The organism is Streptosporangium vulgare (assembly GCF_042428775.1).
Taxonomy (GTDB): domain Bacteria; phylum Actinomycetota; class Actinomycetes; order Streptosporangiales; family Streptosporangiaceae; genus Streptosporangium; species Streptosporangium vulgare.
This window is the reverse complement of record NZ_JBHMBS010000001.1, coordinates 336,925-358,219: the sequence shown is the minus strand read 5'-3', so window position 1 is coordinate 358,219 and position 21,295 is coordinate 336,925. Positions and strand designations below refer to the sequence as shown.

18 protein-coding genes are annotated in these 21,295 nt (G+C 70.0%); 8 read left to right on the top strand and 10 right to left on the bottom strand.

Annotated elements, in window-relative coordinates:
- Positions 1–128 precede the first annotated feature (128 nt).
- On the top strand, positions 129–2,141 hold the full coding sequence (locus tag ACFFRH_RS01565; RefSeq protein ID WP_386153473.1) for an erythromycin esterase family protein: 2,013 nt from the start codon (positions 129–131) through the stop codon (positions 2,139–2,141).
- 139 nt (positions 2,142–2,280) lie between these two features.
- Here the strand turns inward: ACFFRH_RS01565 and ACFFRH_RS01560 are convergent, their stop codons facing one another.
- The 3 genes from ACFFRH_RS01560 to ACFFRH_RS01550 form a co-directional block, all read right to left on the bottom strand.
- Positions 2,281–3,237: an NlpC/P60 family protein gene (locus ACFFRH_RS01560; RefSeq protein WP_386153470.1), complete on the bottom strand. Its 957-nt coding sequence runs from the start codon at positions 3,235–3,237 to the stop codon at positions 2,281–2,283.
- Positions 3,238–3,701: 464 nt separating this feature from the next.
- The gene (locus tag ACFFRH_RS01555) at positions 3,702–4,340 is read right to left on the bottom strand and encodes a hypothetical protein (protein WP_386153467.1); all 639 of its coding nucleotides are present in this window, start codon (positions 4,338–4,340) and stop codon (positions 3,702–3,704) included.
- Between the two features lie 47 nt (positions 4,341–4,387).
- Positions 4,388–5,710, bottom strand: coding sequence for an NYN domain-containing protein (locus ACFFRH_RS01550; RefSeq protein WP_386153464.1), 1,323 nt, complete (start codon positions 5,708–5,710; stop codon positions 4,388–4,390).
- A gap of 178 nt (positions 5,711–5,888) precedes the next feature.
- On the opposite strand from ACFFRH_RS01550, the gene ACFFRH_RS01545 reads away from it, so the two are divergent.
- The 3 genes from ACFFRH_RS01545 to ACFFRH_RS01535 all read left to right on the top strand — a co-directional run bounded on the left by ACFFRH_RS01545 (position 5,889) and on the right by ACFFRH_RS01535 (position 9,371).
- A complete protein-coding gene (locus ACFFRH_RS01545; RefSeq protein ID WP_386153461.1) occupies positions 5,889–7,022 on the top strand; it encodes a phosphotransferase family protein in 1,134 nt (377 codons plus the stop codon).
- A gap of 281 nt (positions 7,023–7,303) precedes the next feature.
- Complete coding sequence (locus ACFFRH_RS01540) at positions 7,304–9,028, top strand: DEDD exonuclease domain-containing protein (protein ID WP_386153458.1); 1,725 nt, start codon at positions 7,304–7,306, stop codon at positions 9,026–9,028.
- 55 nt (positions 9,029–9,083) lie between these two features.
- Positions 9,084–9,371 carry an Lrp/AsnC family transcriptional regulator gene (locus tag ACFFRH_RS01535; RefSeq protein ID WP_386153455.1) on the top strand — a complete coding sequence of 96 codons (288 nt, stop codon included), beginning with the start codon at positions 9,084–9,086 and terminating at the stop codon, positions 9,369–9,371.
- Positions 9,372–9,374: 3 nt separating this feature from the next.
- Here the strand turns inward: ACFFRH_RS01535 and ACFFRH_RS01530 are convergent, their stop codons facing one another.
- The 3 genes from ACFFRH_RS01530 to ACFFRH_RS01520 form a co-directional block, all read right to left on the bottom strand.
- A complete protein-coding gene (locus ACFFRH_RS01530) occupies positions 9,375–10,325 on the bottom strand; it encodes a sensor histidine kinase (RefSeq protein WP_386153452.1) in 951 nt (316 codons plus the stop codon).
- Positions 10,326–10,433: 108 nt separating this feature from the next.
- Entirely contained in the window at positions 10,434–11,504 is a 1,071-nt protein-coding gene (gene trpD / locus ACFFRH_RS01525; RefSeq protein WP_386153449.1) for an anthranilate phosphoribosyltransferase, read from the bottom strand.
- Between the two features lie 28 nt (positions 11,505–11,532).
- Complete coding sequence (locus ACFFRH_RS01520) at positions 11,533–11,931, bottom strand: DNA-binding transcriptional response regulator (RefSeq protein ID WP_344917239.1); 399 nt, start codon at positions 11,929–11,931, stop codon at positions 11,533–11,535.
- A gap of 195 nt (positions 11,932–12,126) precedes the next feature.
- On the opposite strand from ACFFRH_RS01520, the gene ctaE reads away from it, so the two are divergent.
- From ctaE to qcrB, 4 genes are read left to right on the top strand one after another with little or no spacing between them, the layout of a single operon-like run.
- Entirely contained in the window at positions 12,127–12,744 is a 618-nt protein-coding gene (gene ctaE / locus ACFFRH_RS01515) for an aa3-type cytochrome oxidase subunit III (RefSeq protein ID WP_386153446.1), read from the top strand.
- A 16-nt stretch (positions 12,745–12,760) separates the two neighbouring features.
- Positions 12,761–13,576 (top strand): cytochrome bc1 complex diheme cytochrome c subunit, encoded by an 816-nt coding sequence (qcrC, locus tag ACFFRH_RS01510; RefSeq protein WP_386153443.1) that lies wholly within the window; start codon positions 12,761–12,763, stop codon positions 13,574–13,576.
- The gene (gene qcrA / locus ACFFRH_RS01505) at positions 13,573–14,685 is read left to right on the top strand and encodes a cytochrome bc1 complex Rieske iron-sulfur subunit (protein ID WP_386153440.1); all 1,113 of its coding nucleotides are present in this window, start codon (positions 13,573–13,575) and stop codon (positions 14,683–14,685) included. Before qcrC ends, qcrA begins: the two co-directional genes overlap by 4 nt.
- Positions 14,685–16,385, top strand: coding sequence for a cytochrome bc1 complex cytochrome b subunit (gene qcrB / locus ACFFRH_RS01500; RefSeq protein ID WP_386153437.1), 1,701 nt, complete (start codon positions 14,685–14,687; stop codon positions 16,383–16,385). Before qcrA ends, qcrB begins: the two co-directional genes overlap by 1 nt.
- Positions 16,386–16,858: 473 nt before the next feature.
- Here qcrB and ACFFRH_RS01495 read toward each other — a convergent pair whose 3' ends face one another.
- The 4 genes from ACFFRH_RS01495 to ctaC form a co-directional block, all read right to left on the bottom strand.
- The gene (locus ACFFRH_RS01495; RefSeq protein ID WP_386153434.1) at positions 16,859–18,094 is read right to left on the bottom strand and encodes a L,D-transpeptidase; all 1,236 of its coding nucleotides are present in this window, start codon (positions 18,092–18,094) and stop codon (positions 16,859–16,861) included.
- 222 nt (positions 18,095–18,316) lie between these two features.
- Positions 18,317–18,712, bottom strand: coding sequence for a cytochrome c oxidase subunit 4 (locus ACFFRH_RS01490; RefSeq protein WP_344746161.1), 396 nt, complete (start codon positions 18,710–18,712; stop codon positions 18,317–18,319).
- The gene (gene ctaD, locus ACFFRH_RS01485) at positions 18,709–20,367 is read right to left on the bottom strand and encodes an aa3-type cytochrome oxidase subunit I (protein ID WP_386153431.1); all 1,659 of its coding nucleotides are present in this window, start codon (positions 20,365–20,367) and stop codon (positions 18,709–18,711) included. The genes ACFFRH_RS01490 and ctaD overlap by 4 nt, the downstream gene beginning before the upstream one ends.
- Positions 20,364–21,110: an aa3-type cytochrome oxidase subunit II gene (ctaC, locus tag ACFFRH_RS01480; protein WP_386153428.1), complete on the bottom strand. Its 747-nt coding sequence runs from the start codon at positions 21,108–21,110 to the stop codon at positions 20,364–20,366. The genes ctaD and ctaC overlap by 4 nt, the downstream gene beginning before the upstream one ends.
- Positions 21,111–21,295: the final 185 nt, after the last annotated feature.

The window sequence follows — 21,295 nt, the reverse complement described above, 5'->3', positions numbered from 1 at the left end:
CACTGTGACCGGAAGGGCTCTCCCTTGAGCGCCTGAGGCGTCAGAGCGCCGTCACACCCGGGGGATATGTGTCCGTTTGGCGGGTTTTTGGTGGGGTATGGCCACGTCATCTCAAGGAGGCGGTAGCGATGTCGAACCGCTTGTTCCAGGACCGACGCGACGCGGGCCGAGTACTCGCGGGTCTCCTCGAGAGGTACCGGGGCCGACCCGGCCTCGTCGTCCTGGGACTGCCCCGGGGCGGCGTACCGGTGGCGTACGAGATCGCCATGGCCCTGGACGCCCCGCTCGACGTCTTCCTCGTCCGCAAGCTCGGCGCTCCCGGAAGGGAGGAGCTCGCGATGGGGGCGATCTCCAGCGGTGGGGTCGTCGTCCTCAACGAGGACATCGTCAGGGGCCTCGGCATCTCACCGGAGACCATCCGGCAGGTCGCCCAGCGCGAGGGGCGGGAACTGCTCCGGCGCGAGCAGACCTATCGTGAGGGGCGCCCGCCACCGGACCTCGCGGGCAGGACCGTCATCGTGGTGGATGACGGCCTCGCGACGGGTGCGAGCATGCGGGCCGCCCTGAACGCCCTGCGCCGCTCCCGCCCCGCCAGGATCGTCGTCGCCGTGCCGGCCGCGCCGGAGTCCACGTGTCAAGACCTCACCGCCGTGGTGGACGAGGTCGTCTGCGCCACCACGCCGTCGCCCTTCCTCGCGGTCGGGCAGTCGTACTGGGACTTCTCCCAGACGACCGACGCGGAGGTGCACGACCTTCTCCGCGCCGCGTCGAGGTCGCACCCGGCCGCGACGGGCGCGCGGGTGGCCACCGACGTGACCGTCATCCGGTCGGAGGCACGCCCCACCGAGGACGGCGCACCGGATGATCACCTACTGTTCGACCTGGTCGGCGATGCGCGCTTCGTGCTGATCGGCGAGGCATCCCACGGCACCCACGAGTTCTACGCGGCGCGCGCGCGGATGACGCGGCGCCTCATCGAGGAGAAGGGGTTCTGCGCCGTGGCGGCGGAAGCCGACTGGCCGGACGCCTACCGGGTGAACCGCTACGTCCACGCCCGGAGCGAGGACGCGACCGCCGAGGAGTCGCTGCGCGGCTTCGAGCGCTTCCCGGCCTGGATGTGGCGCAACGCGGTGGTGCTGGACTTCGCCGGGTGGCTGCGCGAGCACAACGACGACATCACCGGGGGCGAGCGGTCGAAGGCGGGGTTCTACGGGCTGGACCTCTACAGTCTCCACCGGTCGATCCACGAGGTCGTCTCCTCCCTTGAGCGGATCGATCCGGCCGCCGCGTCCCGCGCCCGCGAGCGTTACGCCTGTTTCGACCACCGCTCAGGCGACGACGGCCAGGCCTACGGCTTCGCGGCGGCCTACGGAGCGGGCCAGTCGTGCGAGCGGGAGGTGATCGAGCAGCTCACCGACCTGCAGCGCCACGCACTGGAGTACGCGCGGCGGGACGGGCTGCTCGCCGAGGACGAGCTGTTCTACACCGAGCAGAACGCCCGGGTGGTCAGGTCCGCGGAAAAGTACTACCGCACCATGTTCGGCGGGCGGGTCTCCTCCTGGAACCTGCGTGACCATCACATGGTGGAGACCCTGGAGGCGCTGGCCGACCACCTGAGCCGCCGGCGGGGCAGCCCGGCGAAGATCGTCGTATGGGCGCACAACTCCCATGTCGGCGACGCGCGCGCGACCGAGTCCGCAGCCCGCGGTGAGGTCACCATCGGCCAGCTGGTGCGGGAACGGCATCCCGGCGACTGCCGCCTCATCGGCTTCACCACCTACACGGGCACGGTGACCGCCGCGGACGACTGGGGTGGACCGGCCGAGCGCAAGCGGGTGCGGCCGGCGCTCTCCGAGTCGATCGAGGAACTCCACCACGAGGTAGGAGAAAAGGAGTTCCTCCTCTCGTTCGGTACCGCGCCGCGGGTGGCCGAGGCGTTGCGCAAGGTACGCCTGGAGCGGGCGATCGGCGTCATCTACCGCCCGCAGACCGAGCGGCGGAGCCACTACTTCCAGACCCGCGTCTCCGAGCAGTTCGACGCCGTGATCCACATCGACGAGACACGGGCCGTGGAGCCCCTCGAACGGACCGCCGGCTGGGAGGAGGGGGAACCGCCGGAAACCTACCCGTTCGCCGTGTGACACGTCACCGGGTCAAGCGGCCTGCCCGTCCGGACCGCTGTCACCCGGGCGGGCGCCGTCGCGGGAACGCCGCCGGCACGTCGCATGAGCCGGGAAGTGAGAGGCGGGAACGGCGACGACGGGGTGAGGTCCGCTGCGGTCAGGGGCGGACGGCTCCGACGATGCGGCGGCCGTAGGCGGACAGCGGGACGACCTTGACGACGTCGCCGGTCTGCGGGGCGTGCACGATCTGGCCGTTGCCCGCGTACATGCTGACGTGGCCGAGTCCCTCGCTGAAGATGAGGTCGCCCGGCTGGAGCTCGCTCAGCGAGACCTTGCGGCTCGCCCCCCAGCTCCACTGCTCCCAGGTCGTGCGGGGAAGGCTGACTCCCCCGCTGCGCCAGGCGCCCTGGACCAGGCCGGAGCAGTCCCAGCCGCCGGGGCCCGTGCCGCCGTACCGGTAGGGCTTGCCGACCTGGGCGAAGGCGAACTGCAGGGCGGCGCGGGCGTTGCCCGAGGCGGAGCCGTTGTACTGGATCCCGGGGCTCTCGGGGTTGCCCGTCCTGAAGGCGTTGAGCCCGCGCAGGATCTTCGTCTGGGCCTTGACCATCTTGTCGGCCTTGGCCTTCTCCCTGGCCAGGTCGTCACGCGTCTCGTCGGCCTCGGACAGGGCCTTCTTGGCCTGGTCCCGGCTGGTCCGCAGCGCCTTGGTGGCCTCGTCGAAGGCGCTCAGGGACTGGGCGCGGGAGGTGGACATCTGGTCGGCGGCGGCCAGGCCGCTCAGCAGGGCGCCGGGGTCGCTCTGGTAGATCATGCCTTCCCAGCCGTTGACCACGCCGACCTGGTAGGTGCTGACGGCCATCGTGACGAGCTCCTCGCGCAGCCCGGCGACCTGCTCGTTCTGGCGGTTCAGGTTCTCGTTGAGGGTGCGGTACTTCTTCCTGGCCCGCTTCCACTTCTCCGAGGCCTGGTTGTACTTCTCGACGACCTGGTCGGCCTGCTCGTTGAGCTTCTCCAGCTTCTTCTTGGCCTGGGCGAGTGTCGGCTTCGGCTCGGCGAACGCTCCGCTCACCGGCAGCATCAGCAACGCGAGAGCGAGCCCGGCCGCCACCGGCATCCGAATCAGTCCAACCGGCAAACCCGCCACGGCCACGTCAACGCCTCCCGACTGCACCAGACCTGCGGCGAATAGTACAGAAGAAGTAATGATTGACTCACCTTTTCGCCGGGTTTGCTCCTTATTTGCAGGTGGAAACCCTTTACCCTCGGCCCGGACACCCGTCTCACGAGCCGCGGCGCCCGTCTGGCGAACCACGGTGCCCGTCTCGCGAGCCGAGGCGCCCAGGCCGCGAGGGGGCGACCCGAGCCCGGACCCCGGCCACGCAGAGCGGCCGGACCCCGGCGCCGGGCGCGGGAGAGACCCGGCCCGCCCCGGCCCGGACGCCGGTCGTGAGGGAGCGGCCCGCCCCGGACCCGGCCGCGAGGAAGCGCCCCGGCCCGAGCCCCGGTCGCGGAGAACGGCCGGAACCCGACTCCGGGCGCGGGGAGCGCCCGGCCCGAGCCCCGGTCGCCCCGGTCGCGCTACCCGCAGGCGGCGATGTCGCAGATCTTGGCGGTCATCTTCCTGGCGTCGCGCAGCTGGACGGTCCAGTCGCTCTTCGCGGGCCTGGCGTACTCGCCCGCCCAGAGGTAGACCAGAACGGCGTTGCCCTTCCTGACCAGCACGCTCCGGTCGCCGCCCACTCCGGCCTTCCCTGCGTAGTAGACCTGCCCGGAGATCCTCAGCGCCTCGTCGCCGACCCCGGTCAGGCGCGAGGAGGCGTAGCGGTAGGAGGAGCCCGAGTCGGTCCTGGCCCCGCACCTGGTCAGGGCGGCGCGCACCTGGGCGACGGCCGAGACCGCCGAGGCGCGCGAACCGTACAGGATCACCTGCTCGACCTTCATGAAGTCCGGCACGCCGGTGAAGGTCACCGTCCGCGCGGCGACCCGGCCGGTCGCGGCCAGCGTGCTCCTGTCGCACGGGTTCACGGCCAGCTTGACCTTCGCCGAGTTGCCGACCTTCCAGTTGGTCTCGGGGTCGTTGTCCTTCTTGGCGGCGTCCTTCTCGTACAGCAGGAAGCCTTTGGGGATGGCGGCCGTCGTGGCCGCCGCGGGCGTGGTGACGGTCGCCCCCGCCGCCAGGGCGGCGAGGGTGAGGGCGAGCGTTATGATCTTCTTCACCGAATCAATCCTCCTGGGTGATCCGATGCCCGGCGACCACGAAAGGTTTACGCGCGCCCCAGACGTCTGAGGAGAAGCACCGAGGGCACCGGCCTGGCGCCCATCCGGCGGACCGACTCGGCGACCTCGCGATCCGAGGAGACCACCGCGACCGCACGCCCCGCGGGCTCGGCGCGGACCAGCTGGCGGATCAGGTCGTCGGCGATCTGGTTCGGGGCGCTGAACATCACGCGCACCCCCCTGGGGGCCGACACCGGCACCGGACCGTTCAGCTCGGCGCCGTCGAAGACGCAGGTCAGCTCGGTGCGGGTCTGCGCGTAGAGCGCGCCGAGACCGGTGAGGAGGCGGCTGCGCTGGTCGGCCAGGGTGAACGTGCCGTAACCGGTCTTGGTCACGTTGTAGCCGTCGACGATCAGGTGGATCTGCGGCAGCGCGAGCAGCTGGTCGAGCAGGGCGGGGTCGTCGTCGGCGAGCGCCCGCGCGGGAACCGCCTGGACCCCCTGCCTGCCGGGCGCCACCGAGGCCACCGAGTCGGCGGGACGGTGGATGCCCGAGGGCAGGGCGAGCTCCCTGCGCAGCCCGGCGGCGGCGTCCTGCAGCGCGTCGAGGAGCATGCGCACCTTGGTGTCCTCCACGCTGCGGCCCTCGCGGGCCGCCCTGCGCGTCGACTCCAGCTGCCGCTCGGCGTCGGCCAGCCGCTCGCGCAGGCGGCGCAGCTCGCTCTCCACCGTGCTCCCGGCCGAGAGCGCGGCGGCGCGCGCCTCGTCGGCCACCTCCTGGGCGGCGGCGGCGCGCGCCTCGGCCGCCCTGGTCCGCTCGCGGGCGTCATGCAGCCTGCGGCGCAGGTCGGAGACCTCCGAGCGCGAGGTCTTGAGCTGCTCGCGCAGCCGCTCGGACTCCTCCTTGGCCGCGGTCTTCTGGGCGGCCAGCTGCTCGCGCAGCCGGGAGACCGTCTGCTCCTGCGCGGAGCCCTCGGCCGCGGCGGCCGAGCGCTCCAGGTCGGCGCGGGCCGTCTCCACCATCTCCGCCCAGCCGGGCGGCCGGGTCAGGTAGGCGGCCGCGGCCACCATGACGGGCTCGGCCGCAGGCGGGACCGTGCCCTCCGCGAGGCTCGCGATCAGCTCGGGCCAGCCCTCGGTCAGCGTCTCCGCGACGAGCTCGCGGAACTTCTTGTCGGTCTCCAGCTGCGCGGCGATCGGCGCCCCGCCCAGCCTGGCCCGCTTGCGCGGGTCGAACCTGGCGATCCCCTTCAGGGGCAGCGGAACCGAGGCCGCGGGCATCGAACCGAGAATCTGGGAGGCCAGCTCCACGACATGTAAGCGGACCTGCTCGGGTAACGGACGAGACAGGCCCTCTCCGGCTGAACTCATCACGGCCCCTACTCGGATCGGTCTTCACGTCAAGGGTACGGCTACCGCACCCTGACCCCGACCTGACCGAGAATCGACCGATGGCCGACGAGGTCGTGAACGCTTCATGGACAAGCGCTTGCCGCTGGGTTACGACTGTGCGGATCACCTTGTGACGCACGCCACCCGGGAGAGCGCGATGGACGAGCCGACGAACGAGCCCGGCCCGCGGGCCGACAAGAGCATGCGGACATCGACCCGCGACCTCGGAGAGTTACGGGAGCGGATGCGCTCGTGGCTCGCCGGGAAGGTCGGGTCCCCCGTCGCGCTCTCCCCGCTGTCGCGTCCCTCGGGCAACGGCATGTCCAGCGAGACCCTGCTCTTCGACGCCTCCTGGACCTCCGCCGAGGGCGGGCACGACGTCCCGTGCGTCGCCAGGATGGCCCCGGCGAGCGAGGCGGTGCCGATCTTCCCCGGCTACGACCTCGGCAGGCAGTACGAGGTCATGCGGCTGGTCAGGGAGCGCGCGGGCGTGCTCGCGCCCCGGACCCTGTGGTACGAGCCCGACCCCGGGCCCCTGGGCGCCCCGTTCTTCGTGATGGAGCGGCTCACCGGCGACGTGCCGCCGGACGTGATGCCCTACACCTTCGGGAGCTGGCTGCTGGACGCCTCCCCCGCCGACCGCGAGCGGCTGCAGCGGAGCAGCGTCGAGATCCTCGCCACGCTGCACGAAACCCCGTTCACCGCCGAGGAACTGCGCCCCCTGGAGATCCCCGGGACGGGCGGTACGGCGCTGCGCAGGCACGTCGAGGACCAGCGGGCCTACTACGAGTGGGCGCACGGCTCGATGCCCGTCCCGGTGCTGGAACGGGCGTTCGGCTGGCTGGAGGAGCACTGGCCGACCGACCCGGGGCCCGACGTGCTGAACTGGGGCGACGCCCGTATCGGGAACGTGATGTACCGCGACTTCACCCCGGTGGCGGTGCTCGACTGGGAGATGGCCACGGTCGGCCCCCGCGAGCTGGACATCTCCTGGATGATCTTCCTGCACACCTTCTTCCAGGACATCACCGAGTTCATGGAGTTACCCGGGATGCCCGACTTCCTGCGGCGCGAGGACGTCTGCCAGACGTACCACGAAATAACGGGATACAAGCCCCGGGACATGGAGTTCTACGAGACGTACGCCGCCCTCAGGCACGGCATCATCATGGCCCGCGTCGAGCACCGCCAGATCCACTTCGGCGAGAAGACCATGCCCGGCGACCCCGACGACCTGGTGATGCACCGGGCCCTCCTCGAACGGATGCTGGACGGGAGTCACTGGAGCTGAGCTCCCCCGGGGACCCTCGCGGATCCTCCCGCCCCCTCCCCGGACCCTCTCGGAATCCCCCGGCCCCTCCTGGACCCTCTCGGAACCCTCCCGCCCCCTCCTGGGCCCCCTCGGAACCCTCCCGGAACCTCGCGAACCCGCTTGGAACCGAGGCCCTCCCGAGGTCCTCCAGAGCCCCTCGCGGGCCCGTGGAAGGCGCGGGTTCTCCCGGCGGGGCGCGCACCGGCCCGGGGAGAGCCCGGTGCGGTAAATGTCGGTCGGGGCTTCTATGGTCGTGAATCGTGGACTACGCCGTGCAGGGAACGCTCGACGAGCTGGGCACCCCGCTCAGCCAGATCACCTTCGTCGTGTTCGACCTGGAGACCACCGGCGTCTCGGCGGGCGAGCACGCGATCACCGAGATCGGGGCGGTCAAGGTCAGGGGCGGCGAGGTGCTCGGCGAGTTCGCCACCCTGGTCGACCCCGGCTCGCCGATCCCGCCGTTCATCTCGGTGCTGACCGGCATCACCGACAGCATGGTGGTGGCCGCGCCGAGGATCGAGTCGGTGCTGCCGTCCTTCCTGGAGTTCGCGGCGGGCTCCACCCTGGTGGCGCACAACGCGGGGTTCGACCTGGGGTTCGTCAGGGCGGCCTGCGCCGCGCACGGGTATCCCCCGCCGGCCCACCAGGTGGTCGACACCGTCGACCTGGCCCGCAAGCTGCTCACCCGCGACGAGGCGCCCAACTGCAAGCTGTCCACGCTCGCCAAGATCTTCAGCCACACCGAGCCCTGCCACCGGGCGCTCGCCGACGCGCGGGCCACCGTCGACGTGCTGCACGCCCTGCTGGAGCGGGCGGGCTCCTTCGGGGTGCACACGCTGGAGGAGCTCAAGGGCTTCGTCCGCGCGCCCACCCCCGAGCAGCGCCGCAAGCGGCACCTGGCCGACTCGGTGCCCGCGGGTCCCGGCGTCTACGTGTTCGAGGACGAGGGCGGCGACCCCCTCTACGTCGGCAAGAGCACCAACCTGCGCAACCGCGTGCGCAGTTACTTCACCGCGAGCGAGACCAGGCCGCGCGTCCGCGAGATGATCGGCGTCGCCGCGCGGGTCAGGTCGATCTCCTGCGCGACCTCGCTGGAGGCCGAGGTCAGGGAGCTGCGGCTGATCGGCTCGGCCAAGCCCCGCTACAACCGCAGGTCGCGCTTCCCCGAGAAGATGTTCTGGCTCAAGCTGACCGACGAGCCGTTCCCCCGCCTGTCGGTCGTCCGCGAGGTCAAGGACGACCAGGCCTCCTACCTGGGCCCTTTCAACAGCACCCGCGCCGCCGAGGACGCCCGCACGGCCCTGCACGAGACGGTCCCGCTGCGGCAGTGCACCGAGCGGATCACCCCGCGCACCAGGCGTTCCGCCTGCGCCCTCGCCGAGATCGGGAAGTGCGGGGCGCCGTGCGAGGGCCGCCAGAGCCCCGGCGAGTACGCCGTGCACGTCGTGGCGGCCCGCCGGGCGATGGAGCTGGACGCGGCCCCGGTCTTCTCCGCGATCGAGGCCAGGATGGAGCGGCTCGCCCTCGACCAGCGCTACGAGGAGGCCGCGGCCGACCGCGACCGGCTCGCCTCCTACGTCCGCACCTCGGCCCGCATGCAGCGGCTGCGGTCGCTCACCGCGATCTCCCAGATGATCGCCGCCGCCCCCCTGCCGGGCGGCGCCTGGGAGATCCACGTCATCCGGTACGGACGGCTCGCCTCGGCCGGGGTGATGCCGAAGGGCGCCCATCCCACCCCGTTCGTCGAGGCGCTCACCGCCACCGCGGAGACGGTGCCGCCGGGCCCCGGGCCGGTCCACGCGGCCAGCGCCGAGGAGACCGAGTGCGTCCTGCGCTGGCTGGAGTCCGCCGGGGTGCGGCTGGTGCAGGTCGAGGGCACCTGGAGCCTGCCCGTCTCGGGGGCGGGGCGGCTCAAGGCCCGCATCGACCACGCCTACCAGACGGCCGAGCCGCGTCGCGCGCGCGAGGGCCGACCGCTGCGCTGACTCCCGCGCTGATAGCTTCTGAGGCGGAATGCCGCACTCAACGAGGAGGAAGCTCGTGGTCACCGCGATCGTTCACATCAACGCCGAGGTGGACCGGATCTCCGAGGTCGCCCAGACGGTCGCCGAGATCGACGGGGTGAGCGAGGTCTACTCCATAACCGGGGAGTACGACCTGATGGCGATGGTCCGCGTCCCCGCCTACGAGGAGATCGCCGAGGTCGTCCCCGGCCGGATCAACAAGGTCGACGGGGTGCTGCACACCGAGACCCACGTCGCCTTCCGCGCCTACTCGCGGCACGACCTGGAGGCCGCCTTCTCGATCGGCCTCGGCGACTCCGACTGATCCTCACCCGCCCGGACGCGGACCGGCGGGCCGGATGGGGACCGTCCCATCGGCGCCGTCGGGGCCCGGGCGCGGCTCGGCCGGTCCGACGAGGGCCGCCGCGCCCGCGGAGGCCGGGCGCGGCGCGAAGGTGACGGTGACGTCGCCCTCACCGCCGCGGCCGCCGCTCTCACCCGTGGTGGGCAGCCGCGCCCGCACCTCGAAACCTCCTCCGGGCAGGGTCCCGGCCGCCAGCGTCCCGCCGAAGAGGGTGGCCCGCTCGCGCATGCCGAGCAGGCCGTGCCCCGCTGCCGCCGCGGGGACGGTTTTGCCGTCGTCCCGTACGAGAACGTCGAGGAAGCCCGGCCGCCAGCGCAGCGTGACGCGGGCCGAGCGGGCACCGGCGTGCCGCACGGTGTTGTCGAGCGCCTCCTGGACGATGCGGTAGGCGACCAGTTCGAGGGCGAGCCCGACCTCGGCGGGCCTGCCGTCCTCGACCACGTCCACCCGCAGGCCGCGCCCCCTGACCTCGGTGAGCAGGTCGCGGAGGTCGGACAGCCTGGGCTGGGGCGTCCTGCCCGCCGAGAGGCCGTCGAGGTCGAGCAGCGCCAGGGTGCGCTGGAGCTCGACGAGCGCCTGGCGCCCCGACTCCTCGGCCACCCTCAGGGTCTCCCTGGCCCGTTCGGGGTCCTTGTCCATGATCATCCGTCCGGCGCCCACCCCGAGCGTCATCATGCTGATCCCGTGGGCGACGACGTCGTGCAGCTCGCGGGCGATGCGTGCCCGCCTCTCGGCGAGCTGGGCACCGGCCAGCGCCTCCCCCTGGTCGGCGAACCTGGCCTCCCAGGACCTGAGCCTCAGCAGCAGGAGCCTGCGTTCCCACACCAGGCTCACCACGGCCGCGCACAGCAGAAGCGCCGCGCACGACAGCAGGATGGGGAACATCTGCTCGGTCAGCAGGTCAGCACGCCACATGACCGCAATGTAAGGCGGCTGTCGAGGGTGACACATCCTCTCGTGGGCTGATCTTGCATCCGCCCACGAGAGGAGGACTCCCGGCGCCGGAACGGCCTCCGGCAGAGGTCAGGACTTCTTCAGGGCCCGGCTGACCTCGATCCAGCGGTCGAGGGTCTCGGCGGCTGCGCCGGAGTCGACGGCCCTCGTCGCGCGCTCGTAGCCCGCGGCCATCGCGGCGTTCAGATCGTCGCCGGCACCGTCGTGCGCGCCCTCGCCCGCGCCGTCGAGGGCGACCAGCGCGGCGGCGGCGTTCAGCAGCACCGCGTCACGGACCGGCCCCGTCTTGCCGCCGACCAGGTCGCGGACGGCCTGGGCGTTGAACACCACGTCCCCGCCGCGCAGCGCGTCGGGCGCCGCCCTGGGGATGCCGAGGGCGGCCGGATCGAAGACGACCTTCTCCAGGGCGCCCCGGCGCACCACCCAGACCGTGGAGGTCGTGGCGATGGTGAGCTCGTCCAGCCCGTCGTCGCCCCTGAAGACCAGCGCGGAGACCCCGCGCTCGGCGAAGACGCCCGCGACGGTGGGGAGCATCCCCGTGTCGAAGATGCCGATCGCCTGGGCGGCGGGCCTGGCCGGGTTGGTCAGCGGGCCCAGGAAGTTGAAGATCGTGGGGGTGCCGAGCTCCTTGCGCGTGGGGCCCACGAAGCGCAGCGCCGGGTGGTAGACCGGCGCGAAGCAGAAGGCGATCCCGGCCTCGACGGCGACCCTGGCGGTGTCGGCCGGGGCCAGGTCGAGCACGATCCCGAGATGCTCCAGGACGTCGGCCGCGCCGCAGGAGGAGGAGGCGGCCCGGTTGCCGTGCTTGACGACCCTCGCCCCCGCCGCGGCGGCCACGATCGCGGCCATGGTGGAGACGTTGACCGTGTGGGCCCGGTCGCCGCCGGTGCCGACCACGTCGACGACGGGACCCTCGACCGACAGCGGGGTGGCCCGCTCCAGCATCGTGCGCGCCAGGCCGGTCACCTCCGCGACCGTCTCGCCCTTAGCCCTCATCGCCACCGCGAAACCCGCGATCTGGGCGGACGTGGCGGAGCCGGACATGATCTGGTTCATCGCCCAGGCGGCCTCGTCGGCCGTCAGGTGCTCGCCCGCGATCAGGGCGGACAACAGCGCGGGCCAGGTGGTGCGCGCGTCCATGAAGGTCTCCAGGGGGGTTCCGGGGAATCTACCGGGCGGACAGGCGGGTGGACAGGCGGCGGCGCATCAGGTCGGCGACGGTCTCGGCGAGGACGACCGGGTCGATCGGCTGCGGCACGACGGCCTCGGCGCGCGACCACTCGGCCAGCCAGCGGTCGTCGCGGCGGGCGATCAGCAGGCAGATCGGCGGGCAGTCGTGGACCTCGTCCTTGGCCTGGCGGGCCACGCCCATGCCACCGGCCGGCTGGGCCTCGGCGTCGAGCACGGCGACATCGATCTCGCCGGAGTCGAAGTGCTGGACGACCTTGGCGTGGGTGGCGCACTCCACGATCTCCACGAGGGGCACGTCTCCGGCGGGGCGGCGGCCGATCGCCTGCCGCACCTTCTCGCGGGTGCTCGCGTCGTCGCTGTAGACGAGGACCCTCATCTTGTCGTCGGTGCTCACGGTCGCGCTCACTATCCCTCGTCGATGTATGGTCACCTGGGATGCTACCGGTCAGCCGGTCCGGAGACCCAGGCCGGAGCCAGCCCCGAGCGAATTGCCCTATACGTCCACTTTGGGGGGACGTGCGCACCCGCTATCGGGGGGTCGTGCGGCGACCCGAGCAGGAGAGCCGCAATAATGCTGCCCGTGGCGACAGCATCCGCAATTTCAACGACGACGACAGCGCACTCGTCCCGCAGACCCGACCTGGTCAGCGTGGGGACGATTGTCTGGCTGTCCTCCGAGCTCATGTTCTTCGCGGCGCTGTTCGCGATGTACTTCACCATCCGGTCGGTGAGCATCGGCCAGGGCCTGCCCTGGCCCGAGGCCCATCTGAACGTCCCGTTCTCCCTGGCCAACACGATCATCCTGGTCCTGTCGAGTGTGACCTGCCAGCTGGGCGTGTGGGCCGCCGAGAAGGGCCAGGTCGCCAAGCTGCGCTTCTGGTACATCGTCAGCTTCCTGATGGGCGCCGTGTTCGTGGGCGGCCAGCTGTACGAGTACAGCCAGCTGGTCCACGAGGGGCACACGCTGTCGCACTCCGCGTACGACTCCGTGTTCTACCTGACCACGGGCTTTCACGGCCTGCACGTGACCGGTGGACTGATCGCGTTCCTGTTCATGCTGGGACGCACGTACGCCGCGAAGCGCTTCACCCGTGAGCAGGCGACCAGCGCGATCGTCGTGTCCTACTACTGGCACTTCGTGGACGTGGTCTGGATTGGCCTTTTCGTAACCATCTATGGCATTCACTAAGGAATCGGGGATCTCTGTGAATAGGATCACCGCTGGGCGGCGGCATCCCCTCGCGAGATACGCCGTCCTGCTCCTGGCCCTGGGCCTGATCGGCGGGGTCTACACCGTCGCGCTCGCGATCTCCCCCAGCCGGCAGGCCGACGCCGCCATCGCGTCCGGCAGGGCCGACGACGTGGCGGAGGGCAAGAAACTCTTCGAGCAGAGCTGCTCCAGCTGCCACGGCCTCAACGCCGAGGGCACCGCCCAGGGTCCGACCCTGATCGGCGTCGGCGCGGCCTCCGTGGACTTCCAGGTCAGCAGCGGCCGCATGCCCCTGGCCAACCCCAGTGCGCAGGCACCGCGCAAGCCTCCGGCGCCCTGGGTCAACGAGGACACCGTCCGCCAGCTCGGCGCCTACATCCAGTCGCTCGGCGGCGGCCCGACCGTCCCGTCCGCCGAGCAGGTCGACGCCGCCAAGGGCGACAAGTCCAAGGGCGGCGAGCTGTTCCGCGCCAACTGCATCCAGTGCCACAACTTCGTCGGCTCCGGCGGCGCCCTGACCCAGGGCAAGTACGCACCGCCGCTCCACGAGGCCACTGAGAGGCAGATCTACGAGGCGATGATCACCGGCCCGCAGGCGATGCCGGTGTTCAACGACAGCATGATCACCCCCGAGCAGAAGCGGGACATGATCGCCTACATCGTGGGCGTGCGCGAGGAGCCCAACCCGGGCGGCGCCGGTCTCGGCCGCATCGGCCCGGTCACGGAGGGTCTGGTGGCCTGGGTCGTCGGGCTCAGCCTCCTCTCCCTGGCCGCCATCTGGATCACCGCGAAGAGGCGACAGGCCAAATGACTGACAACAATCACGACATCGAACAGCCGGAGGAGCGCGCGCCGAAGCGCGTGATCGGCACCCCCTCCCCGGCGACGAGCACCTCGCTTCTCGGCCGCGAGGAGCCGAGGAAGACCGACGTCGTCCAGGTTCCCGGAGTGGTCCCGCAGGACGAGGCGACCGCGAGGAAGGGCGAGCGGTACGCCGCCCTCTGCTTCCTCGTCGCCTTCCTGGGCGGCATCGGCTTCGTGGTGTCGTACGTCGTCTTCCAGGTCGGCGACATCGAGAAGACGCAGGTCTCCAACCTCGCGCTGGGCGGCACGCTCACGCTGGCCCTGCTCGGGCTGGCCGCGGGCCTGACGACCTGGGTCCGCCTGGTCATGCCGAAGTACAACCTGGTCCAGGAGCGCCACGCGATGGCCTCCGACCCCGCGACCAGGTCCTACGTGGCCGAGACCTTCCTGCAGGGGGCGAACGAGAGCGGCATCGCCAAGCGCCCGCTGCTGCGCCGCACCCTGCTGGCCGCCGCCGCCCCGCTCGGCCTGGCCCCGCTGGTCCTGCTGCGCGACCTCGGCCCGAGCCACACGAACTTCCCGGCCAAGCTCCGGCACACCGTCTGGGGAGAGAAGACCAAGGACGGCCAGCCGCGCAAGCTCGTCGTCGAGGGAAGCGGCTCGCCGATCAGGGCCGCCGACTTCAACTCCCCCGGCGGCATCCTCTCCGTGGTGCCCGAAGGGTACGAGCACGACCTGAACGCGCTGGCCAAGGCCACACTGATCCTGATCAAGTTCCGTCCCGAAGAGCTCAAATCCGGGACTAACCTGAACTGGACACACGACGGGATCGTGGCGTACTCCAAGATCTGCACGCACGTCGGCTGCCCCGCCGCCCTGTACGAGCAGACCACCCACCACATCCTGTGCCCGTGTCACCAGTCGACCTTCGACGCCGCCGACGGCGCCAAGGTCATCTTCGGCCCGGCCGCCCGGCCCCTGCCTCAGTTGCCGATCGCCGTCGACAATGAGGGATATCTCGTCGCAACGGCGGATTTCGCGGTCCCTGTCGGTCCCAGCTTCTGGGAGCGCGGCGACGCCGAGGCCGAGGTCCGTGAGAACGGAGCCCAACAGTAATGAGCATCGAAAGCGTTCCCAAGCCCATCGAGGGTGCGAGCACCTTCGTCGACGACCGCATCGGCGCGGGAAACTTCCTCAGGCGCAACCTGCGGAAGATCTTCCCCGACCACTGGTCGTTCCTGCTGGGTGAGATCGCCCTCTACTCGTTCATCATCCTGCTGCTGACCGGCACGTTCCTGACGTTCTTCTTCAAGCCCAGCATGGGCCACGTCGAGTACACCGGCTCCTACGGCCCGCTGCAGGGCGTCATGATGTCCGAGGCGTACGCCTCGTCGCTGAGCATCAGCTTCGACGTGCGCGGCGGTCTGCTGATGCGGCAGATGCACCACTGGGCGGCCCTGCTGTTCATCGGCGGCATGATGGTGCACGCGCTGCGGGTGTTCTTCACCGGCGCCTACCGCAAGCCGCGCGAGCTCAACTGGCTGATCGGCGTGCTGCTGCTCACGCTGGCGCTCCTGGAGGGCCTCACCGGCTACTCCCTCCCCGACGACCTGCTCTCCGGCGCCGGTCTGCGGATCACCGAGGGCGTGGCGATCTCGCTGCCGCTGGTCGGCACCTGGATCACGTTCTTCCTCTTCGGCGGCGAGTATCCGGGCGAGGACGTCATCTCGCGCTTCTACTCGCTGCACATCCTGCTCATCCCGGGCATCCTGCTCGCGCTCATCTCGGCTCACATGATCCTGATGTGGGTCCAGAAGCACACGCAGATGCCGGGCAAGGGCCGCACGAACGAGAACGTGGTGGGCGCGCCGTTCTACCCGGCCTTCATGATCAAGGCCGGCGCCTACTTCATGTTCACCTTCGGCGTCATCGCGCTGCTGGGCACCTTCGCCCAGATCAACCCGATCTGGCTGTTCGGTCCCTACACCCCCGCCGACATCTCGGCGGGCTCGCAGCCCGACTTCTACATGGGCTTCCTCGAAGGCTCGCTGCGCCTGATGCCCGCCTGGGAGCTCAACCTCTTCGGCGGCGCGGGGGGCACGCTCGCGATGAGCGTGCTGATCCCGGCCCTGGTGCCGATGGGCATCGTCATGACGGGCCTGGCCCTGTACCCGTTCATCGAGCAGTGGGTGACCGGGGACCGCCGCGAGCACCACGTCGCGGAGCGTCCCCGCAACAACCCGCACCGCACCTCGATCGGCATGTCGGCGGTCACGTTCTACGGCGTCCTGTGGCTGCTGGGCGCCAACGACGAGATCTCCGCGTTCTTCCACATCTCGCTGAACTGGACGACCTACGCGGGCCGGTTCCTGATCATCGCCGGTCCCGTGCTGGCGTACATCATCACCTACCGGATCTGCCTGGGCCTGCAGCGCAGCGACGCGGCGATCATCAGCCACGGCGTGGAGTCCGGTGTGATCAAGCGGCTGCCCCACGGCGAGTACATCGAGGTCCACGTCCCGCCGCACGAGTCCATCGAGGCCCACATGCGCGGCAAGGAGGCGATCCCGATCGTCTCCGGAGGCGGCACGGGCCCGAAGAGCCGCGACGACATCCCCTCCAAGGGGATGCGCGGCCCGCTCGGCAGGCTCCGCGCCAAGATGAGCGCGGCGTACGGCGGCGAGAAGATCCCGCTCGACGACGGCCACGGTCACGGTCACGGCGAGGACCACGACGCCATCGGCGCGGGTCACGGGGAGCACGACGAGCACGCGGCGGCCGGCAAGGCCGGAGACGACAAGTCCCTGACCCGCTGACCCGCCACGGCTGACGCCACCCGGAGGGCCCGGACACCGCACGGTGTCCGGGCCCTCCGCTTTGCGCATCGGCCCTCCGCTTCGCGCGTCACGGGACGACGGCCTCACACGTCACCGGGACCGGACGGCGGCCGCGCACGTGAGCCAGGGTCCGGATGGCGGCTTCGCGTGTCGCCGGATCCGGACGACGGCCGGACACGTCGCCGGACGACGGCCGGACTTATCTCCGGAGAACGGCCGGGCTCATCGCCGGAGAACGGCCGTGTGGGTCGCGCGCATCGCCGGACGACGGCCGCGCGCGTCGCCCGGCGATGGTCGCGCTCATCGCCGACCCGGCGTCGACGAGGCCTCCGAACTGCCACGATGCCCACAGGAAGCCCCCAGGAGGCTTCTGCGGGCCTTTCACGGGCCGGAGCCACCCAGGACTCGGCCCGCGTCCCCGACGCCCCCAGAGGACGCCAGGACGTCGGCGGTCAGACGTCCTCGGTGTTGAAGTGCTTGAGGCTGCTCCACTCCAGCCACTGCCGCCAGCTCTCCTGCCAGTGGCCCCACCCGTTCATCGGCTCCAGGACGCGGGGCGAGCCGGTGATGATGATCGGGTCCCCGATCAGGGTGTTGTCGAGGAACCACTTGGCGTTGCTCGGGCTGACGTTGACACAGCCGTGGCTGACGTTGGAGTTGCCCTGGGAGCCGACCGACCACGGGGCGCTGTGGATGTACTCGCCGCTGTTGGAGATGCGGACGGTGTCGTAGACGGTCAGCTGGTAGTAGCCGGGGGAACCGGGTCCGATGCCCGGGGAGGTCATGACGGTGACGTCCTCCCGTGACATGGCGAGGTGCACGCCGCTGGTCGTGTGGTACTTCCAGTTGCCGCCCTGCCCGGCGCTCATGGGCATCTCGCGGACGACCTTGCCGTTGCGCTTCACCGTGAGGTAATGCGACTGGATGCTGCCCCGGGTGATCTGCGAGCGGCCGATCTTGAAGTTGACGGTCCTGTTCGCCGCTCCGTACAGGCCCTTGCCGCCGCGCACCCCCGCCAGGCGGGCCTCGACCCGGACCCTCGTACCCGCGGGCCAGAACTTCTTCGGGCGGAAGTGCACGTTCCTGGCGTCGAACCAGTGCCACGCCCCCAGGACCGGCCTGGAGGTACGGACGAACAGGTTGCGCTCGATGGAGACCCGGTCGGTGACGTCACGGTCAAAGGTGATCATCACCGGCATGCCGACGCCGACGGTCAGCCCGGTCGAGTCCCTGCCCGGCATGAAGTTCTCGATCGCGAAGGTCTCGCGTTTCTTCACCGTCGAGAAGGAGGAGGTCGTGGTGGTGACGGCGCCCGCGGGATTGACGGCCGTCGCGGAGACCTCGTAGGAGGCCCCTGGAGCCGCCGTGCCCCGGCTGCGCCACTGGGTGCCGTCGGCGCTGAGAACGCCCGGCAGGGAGCCTTTGGCGCCCTTCACGGCCCTGACGACGACCTGCCGCAGGGTGCCGCCCTGCGCCGCGACCAGGACGGGGGTGTCCGTGGGAACTCCTGTGGCCCTGTCGAGAGGGGCCACGGTGACGACGGCCGCGGCGACCGGGGCCGGTGAGTTCTGCGACGCCTGTGACGCCTGTCCGCCCTGTACGGCGGTGTTTCCCGAGCAGGAGGCCGTCACCAGCGCGAGAGTCAGCAGCCCCGCTCCCTGGCTCGAACCACGGATCGCGTGCCCCACATGAACTCCCCTGTCCCGGACTGAACCACTGATTTAGTTATTACCCGGAGTAAGCGGTTCACCACATAAGACATCCACCCCGAGCCCCAAATAAACGCCAAAAAGCGGGCCACGGAAGTTTTTCCGTGGCCCGCTTCGGATGGCCGTGAAACGCGGGGCCCGCCCGCTCAGGTGACCGTGCGACGCACGGCCGGCCCGCTCAGGTGGCGGTGAGACGCGGGGTCAGTGCGAGAAGTTGCCCCGGTAGTACTCGAAGACGAAACCGATCATGCTCATCACGATCGCGAACACGCCGATCAGGAAGAGCCACCAGCCGATGACCAGGCCGACCGCGCTGAGCGCGACGGCGAGGCAGACGAAGAGCGGCCACCAGCTGTGCGGGCTGAAGAAGCCGAGCTCCCCGGCCCCCTCGCTGATCTCGCCCTGCTTGTCGTCCTCCGGCTGCTCGCCGATGCGGCGGGCCGTGTACATGAGGTAGTAACCGATCATGAGCGCGAAGCCCACCGAGATGGCCATCGCCGTCGTGCCGACCGGCTCCTTGGACCAGTACCAGTAGACGACGTCCACGGCGGCGAAGAAGACGCCGCAGAGGATGAACAACCAGCCCTGGACCTTCATCGGTTCTCCTCCAGCTCACGGGCCGGGATGTGCGGGTGCTTGAGGTCGAACGCCGGGCGCTCGGACCGGATGCGGGGCAGCGAGGTGAAGTTGTGCCTCGGCGGCGGGCAGGACGTCGCCCACTCGAGCGAGTTGCCGTACCCCCACGGGTCGTCCACGGTGACCTTCGGCGCGGTCTTGTGGGTCTTCCACACGTTGTAGAGGAACGGCAGCGTGGAGGCGCCCAGCAGGAACGCGCCGACCGAGGAGACCATGTTGAGGTCGGTGAAGCCGTCGATCGGGCTGTAGTCGGCGTAGCGACGCGGGAAGCCCTGCGCGCCGAGCCAGTGCTGGACGAGGAAGGTGGTGTGGAAACCGACGAACAGCGTCCAGAAGTGGATCTTGCCCATCGTGTCGTTCAGCATCTTGCCGGTGAACTTGGGCCACCAGAAGTAGAAGCCCGCGAACATCGCGAAGACCACGGTGCCGAAGACCACGTAGTGGAAGTGCGCGACCACGAAGTAGGAGTCGGAGACCTGGAAGTCCAGCGGCGGGGAGGCCAGGATGACACCGGTCAGGCCGCCGAACAGGAACGTCACCAGGAAGCCGATCGAGAACAGCATCGGCGACTCGAACGACAGGTGGCCTCGCCACATCGTGCCGATCCAGTTGAAGAACTTCACCCCGGTGGGCACCGCGATGAGGAACGTCATGAAGGAGAAGAACGGCAGCAACACCTGTCCCGTGGGGAACATGTGGTGCGCCCACACGGTGATCGACAGGCCCGCGATGGCGATCGTCGCGCCGACCAGGCCGATGTAGCCGAACAGCGGCTTGCGGCTGAAGACCGGCAGCACCTCGGTCACGATGCCGAAGAACGGCAACGCGATGATGTAGACCTCCGGATGGCCGAAGAACCAGAACAGGTGCTGCCAGAGCAGCGCGCCGCCGGTCTGGGAGTCGAAGATGTGCGTGCCGAGCTTGCGGTCGGCCTCCAGCGCCAGCAGCGCGGCGGCCAGCACCGGGAACGCCATCAGCACCAGGATCGAGGTGAGCAGGACGTTCCAGGTGAACATCGGCAGGCGGAACATGGTCATGCCGGGCGCGCGCATGCAGACGATCGTGGTGATGAAGTTCACCGAGCCGAGGATCGTGCCCAGACCGCTGATGGTCAGGCCGACGATCCACAGGTCGCCGCCGACTCCCGGAGAGCTGATCGCGTTCGACAGCGGGGTGTAGGCGAACCAGCCGAAGCTGGCCGCGCCGCCCGGGGTGATGAAGCCCGACAGGGCGATGAGGCTGCCGAAGGTGAAGAGCCAGTAGCTGACCATGTTCAGTCGCGGGAAGGCGACGTCGGGGGCGCCGATCTGCAGCGGCATGAGCTCGTTGGCGAAGCCCGCGAACAGCGGGGTCGCGAACATCAGCAGCATGATGGTGCCGTGCATGGTGAACAGCTGGTTGAACTGCTCGTTGCTGACGAACTGAAGAGCCGGCTGGGCCAGCTCCGCCCTCATGATCAGCGCCATCACGCCGCCGATCAGGAAGAAGATGAACGACGTGATCAGGTAGAGATGTCCGATGACCTTGTGGTCGGTGGACGACGCCCACTTCGTGATGATCGAACCCTTGCGGGTCGGCACCGGGGAGAGGACGAGGGGTTCGTTAAGTGCGGTCACTGGGCACCCGCCTGGCTAGCGATGTACGTGTCGAAGTCCTTCGCGGAGACGAGCTTCACCGAGAAGAGCATCCTGCTGTGGTCGACGCCGCAGAGCTCGGCGCAGCGGCCGGCATAGGTGCCCTCCTTCACGGTGTCGACCTCGAACTTGTTGTTCACGCCGGGGATCACGTCGCGCTTGAAGTGGAACGCCGGGACCCAGAAGGAGTGGATGACGTCCGGCGAGTGGAGGTCGAACTCGACCTTCTTGCCGGCCGGCAGCACCAGCTGCGGGCCCTTGGTGTAGTCGGCGGCGGGCTGGCCCACGACCTGGACGGTCTTGCCGTTGTACTCCGTGGTGAAGCGCCAGCTCCACTGGAAGCCCTCGACCTTGACCTTCACGTCGGGCTTGCCGGACATCTCGTTGATGTAGTTCTGGTCCCGCGCGGTGAAGAAGAAGAACACGCCGACCATGATGATCGGCACCACCGTGTAGAGGATCTCGATCGGGAGGTTGTACCGCACCTGGGGCGGCAGCTCCTCCTTGGAGTTCTTCTTCTTACGGTGGAAGGCAACGGACCAGAGGATCAGACCCCACACGACCACACCGGTGGCGAGGGCGGCGATCCACGAGCCGTTCCACAGATTCTGGACAGCGTCTGACTGCTTGGTGACGCCCATGGGCAGGCCACCCCGGGACCAGTCTTCGGCACTGCACGCCGTCAGGGAAACCAGCAGCAGCGCCAGAGCGGCAGCGCGTGGCACCCGGCGGCGGGCCAACGGACGCCGTGCAGAACGGCGGGTCGGACTCACGGATCGCCTACCCCACAGATGAAGCCCAGGAGTCGCTCCTGGGCGGTCGTTTGTTCACGTTCAAGATTTCGTAGTTCACAGCTTCACGCTGGGGGACACATTAGCGCGGACACCCCTCGCCCTCCCCCGCAGCCCCC

Bases quoted from the DNA above. Each gene is read 5' to 3' on its own strand.
- ACFFRH_RS01490 (WP_344746161.1), bottom strand. From the start codon at position 18,712: ATGAAGGTCCAGGGCTGGTTGTTCATCCTCTGCGGCGTCTTCTTCGCC.
- ACFFRH_RS01565 (WP_386153473.1), top strand. From the start codon at position 129: ATGTCGAACCGCTTGTTCCAGGACCGACGCGACGCGGGCCGAGTACTC.
- ACFFRH_RS01520 (WP_344917239.1), bottom strand. From the start codon at position 11,931: ATGAGGGTCCTCGTCTACAGCGACGACGCGAGCACCCGCGAGAAGGTG.
- ACFFRH_RS01545 (WP_386153461.1), top strand. From the start codon at position 5,889: ATGGACGAGCCGACGAACGAGCCCGGCCCGCGGGCCGACAAGAGCATG.
- ACFFRH_RS01550 (WP_386153464.1), bottom strand. From the start codon at position 5,710: ATGAGTTCAGCCGGAGAGGGCCTGTCTCGTCCGTTACCCGAGCAGGTC.
- ACFFRH_RS01560 (WP_386153470.1), bottom strand. From the start codon at position 3,237: ATGCCGGTGGCGGCCGGGCTCGCTCTCGCGTTGCTGATGCTGCCGGTG.
- trpD (WP_386153449.1), bottom strand. From the start codon at position 11,504: ATGGACGCGCGCACCACCTGGCCCGCGCTGTTGTCCGCCCTGATCGCG.
- ctaE (WP_386153446.1), top strand. From the start codon at position 12,127: ATGCTGCCCGTGGCGACAGCATCCGCAATTTCAACGACGACGACAGCG.
- qcrB (WP_386153437.1), top strand. From the start codon at position 14,685: ATGAGCATCGAAAGCGTTCCCAAGCCCATCGAGGGTGCGAGCACCTTC.
- qcrA (WP_386153440.1), top strand. From the start codon at position 13,573: ATGACTGACAACAATCACGACATCGAACAGCCGGAGGAGCGCGCGCCG.
- ACFFRH_RS01530 (WP_386153452.1), bottom strand. From the start codon at position 10,325: ATGTGGCGTGCTGACCTGCTGACCGAGCAGATGTTCCCCATCCTGCTG.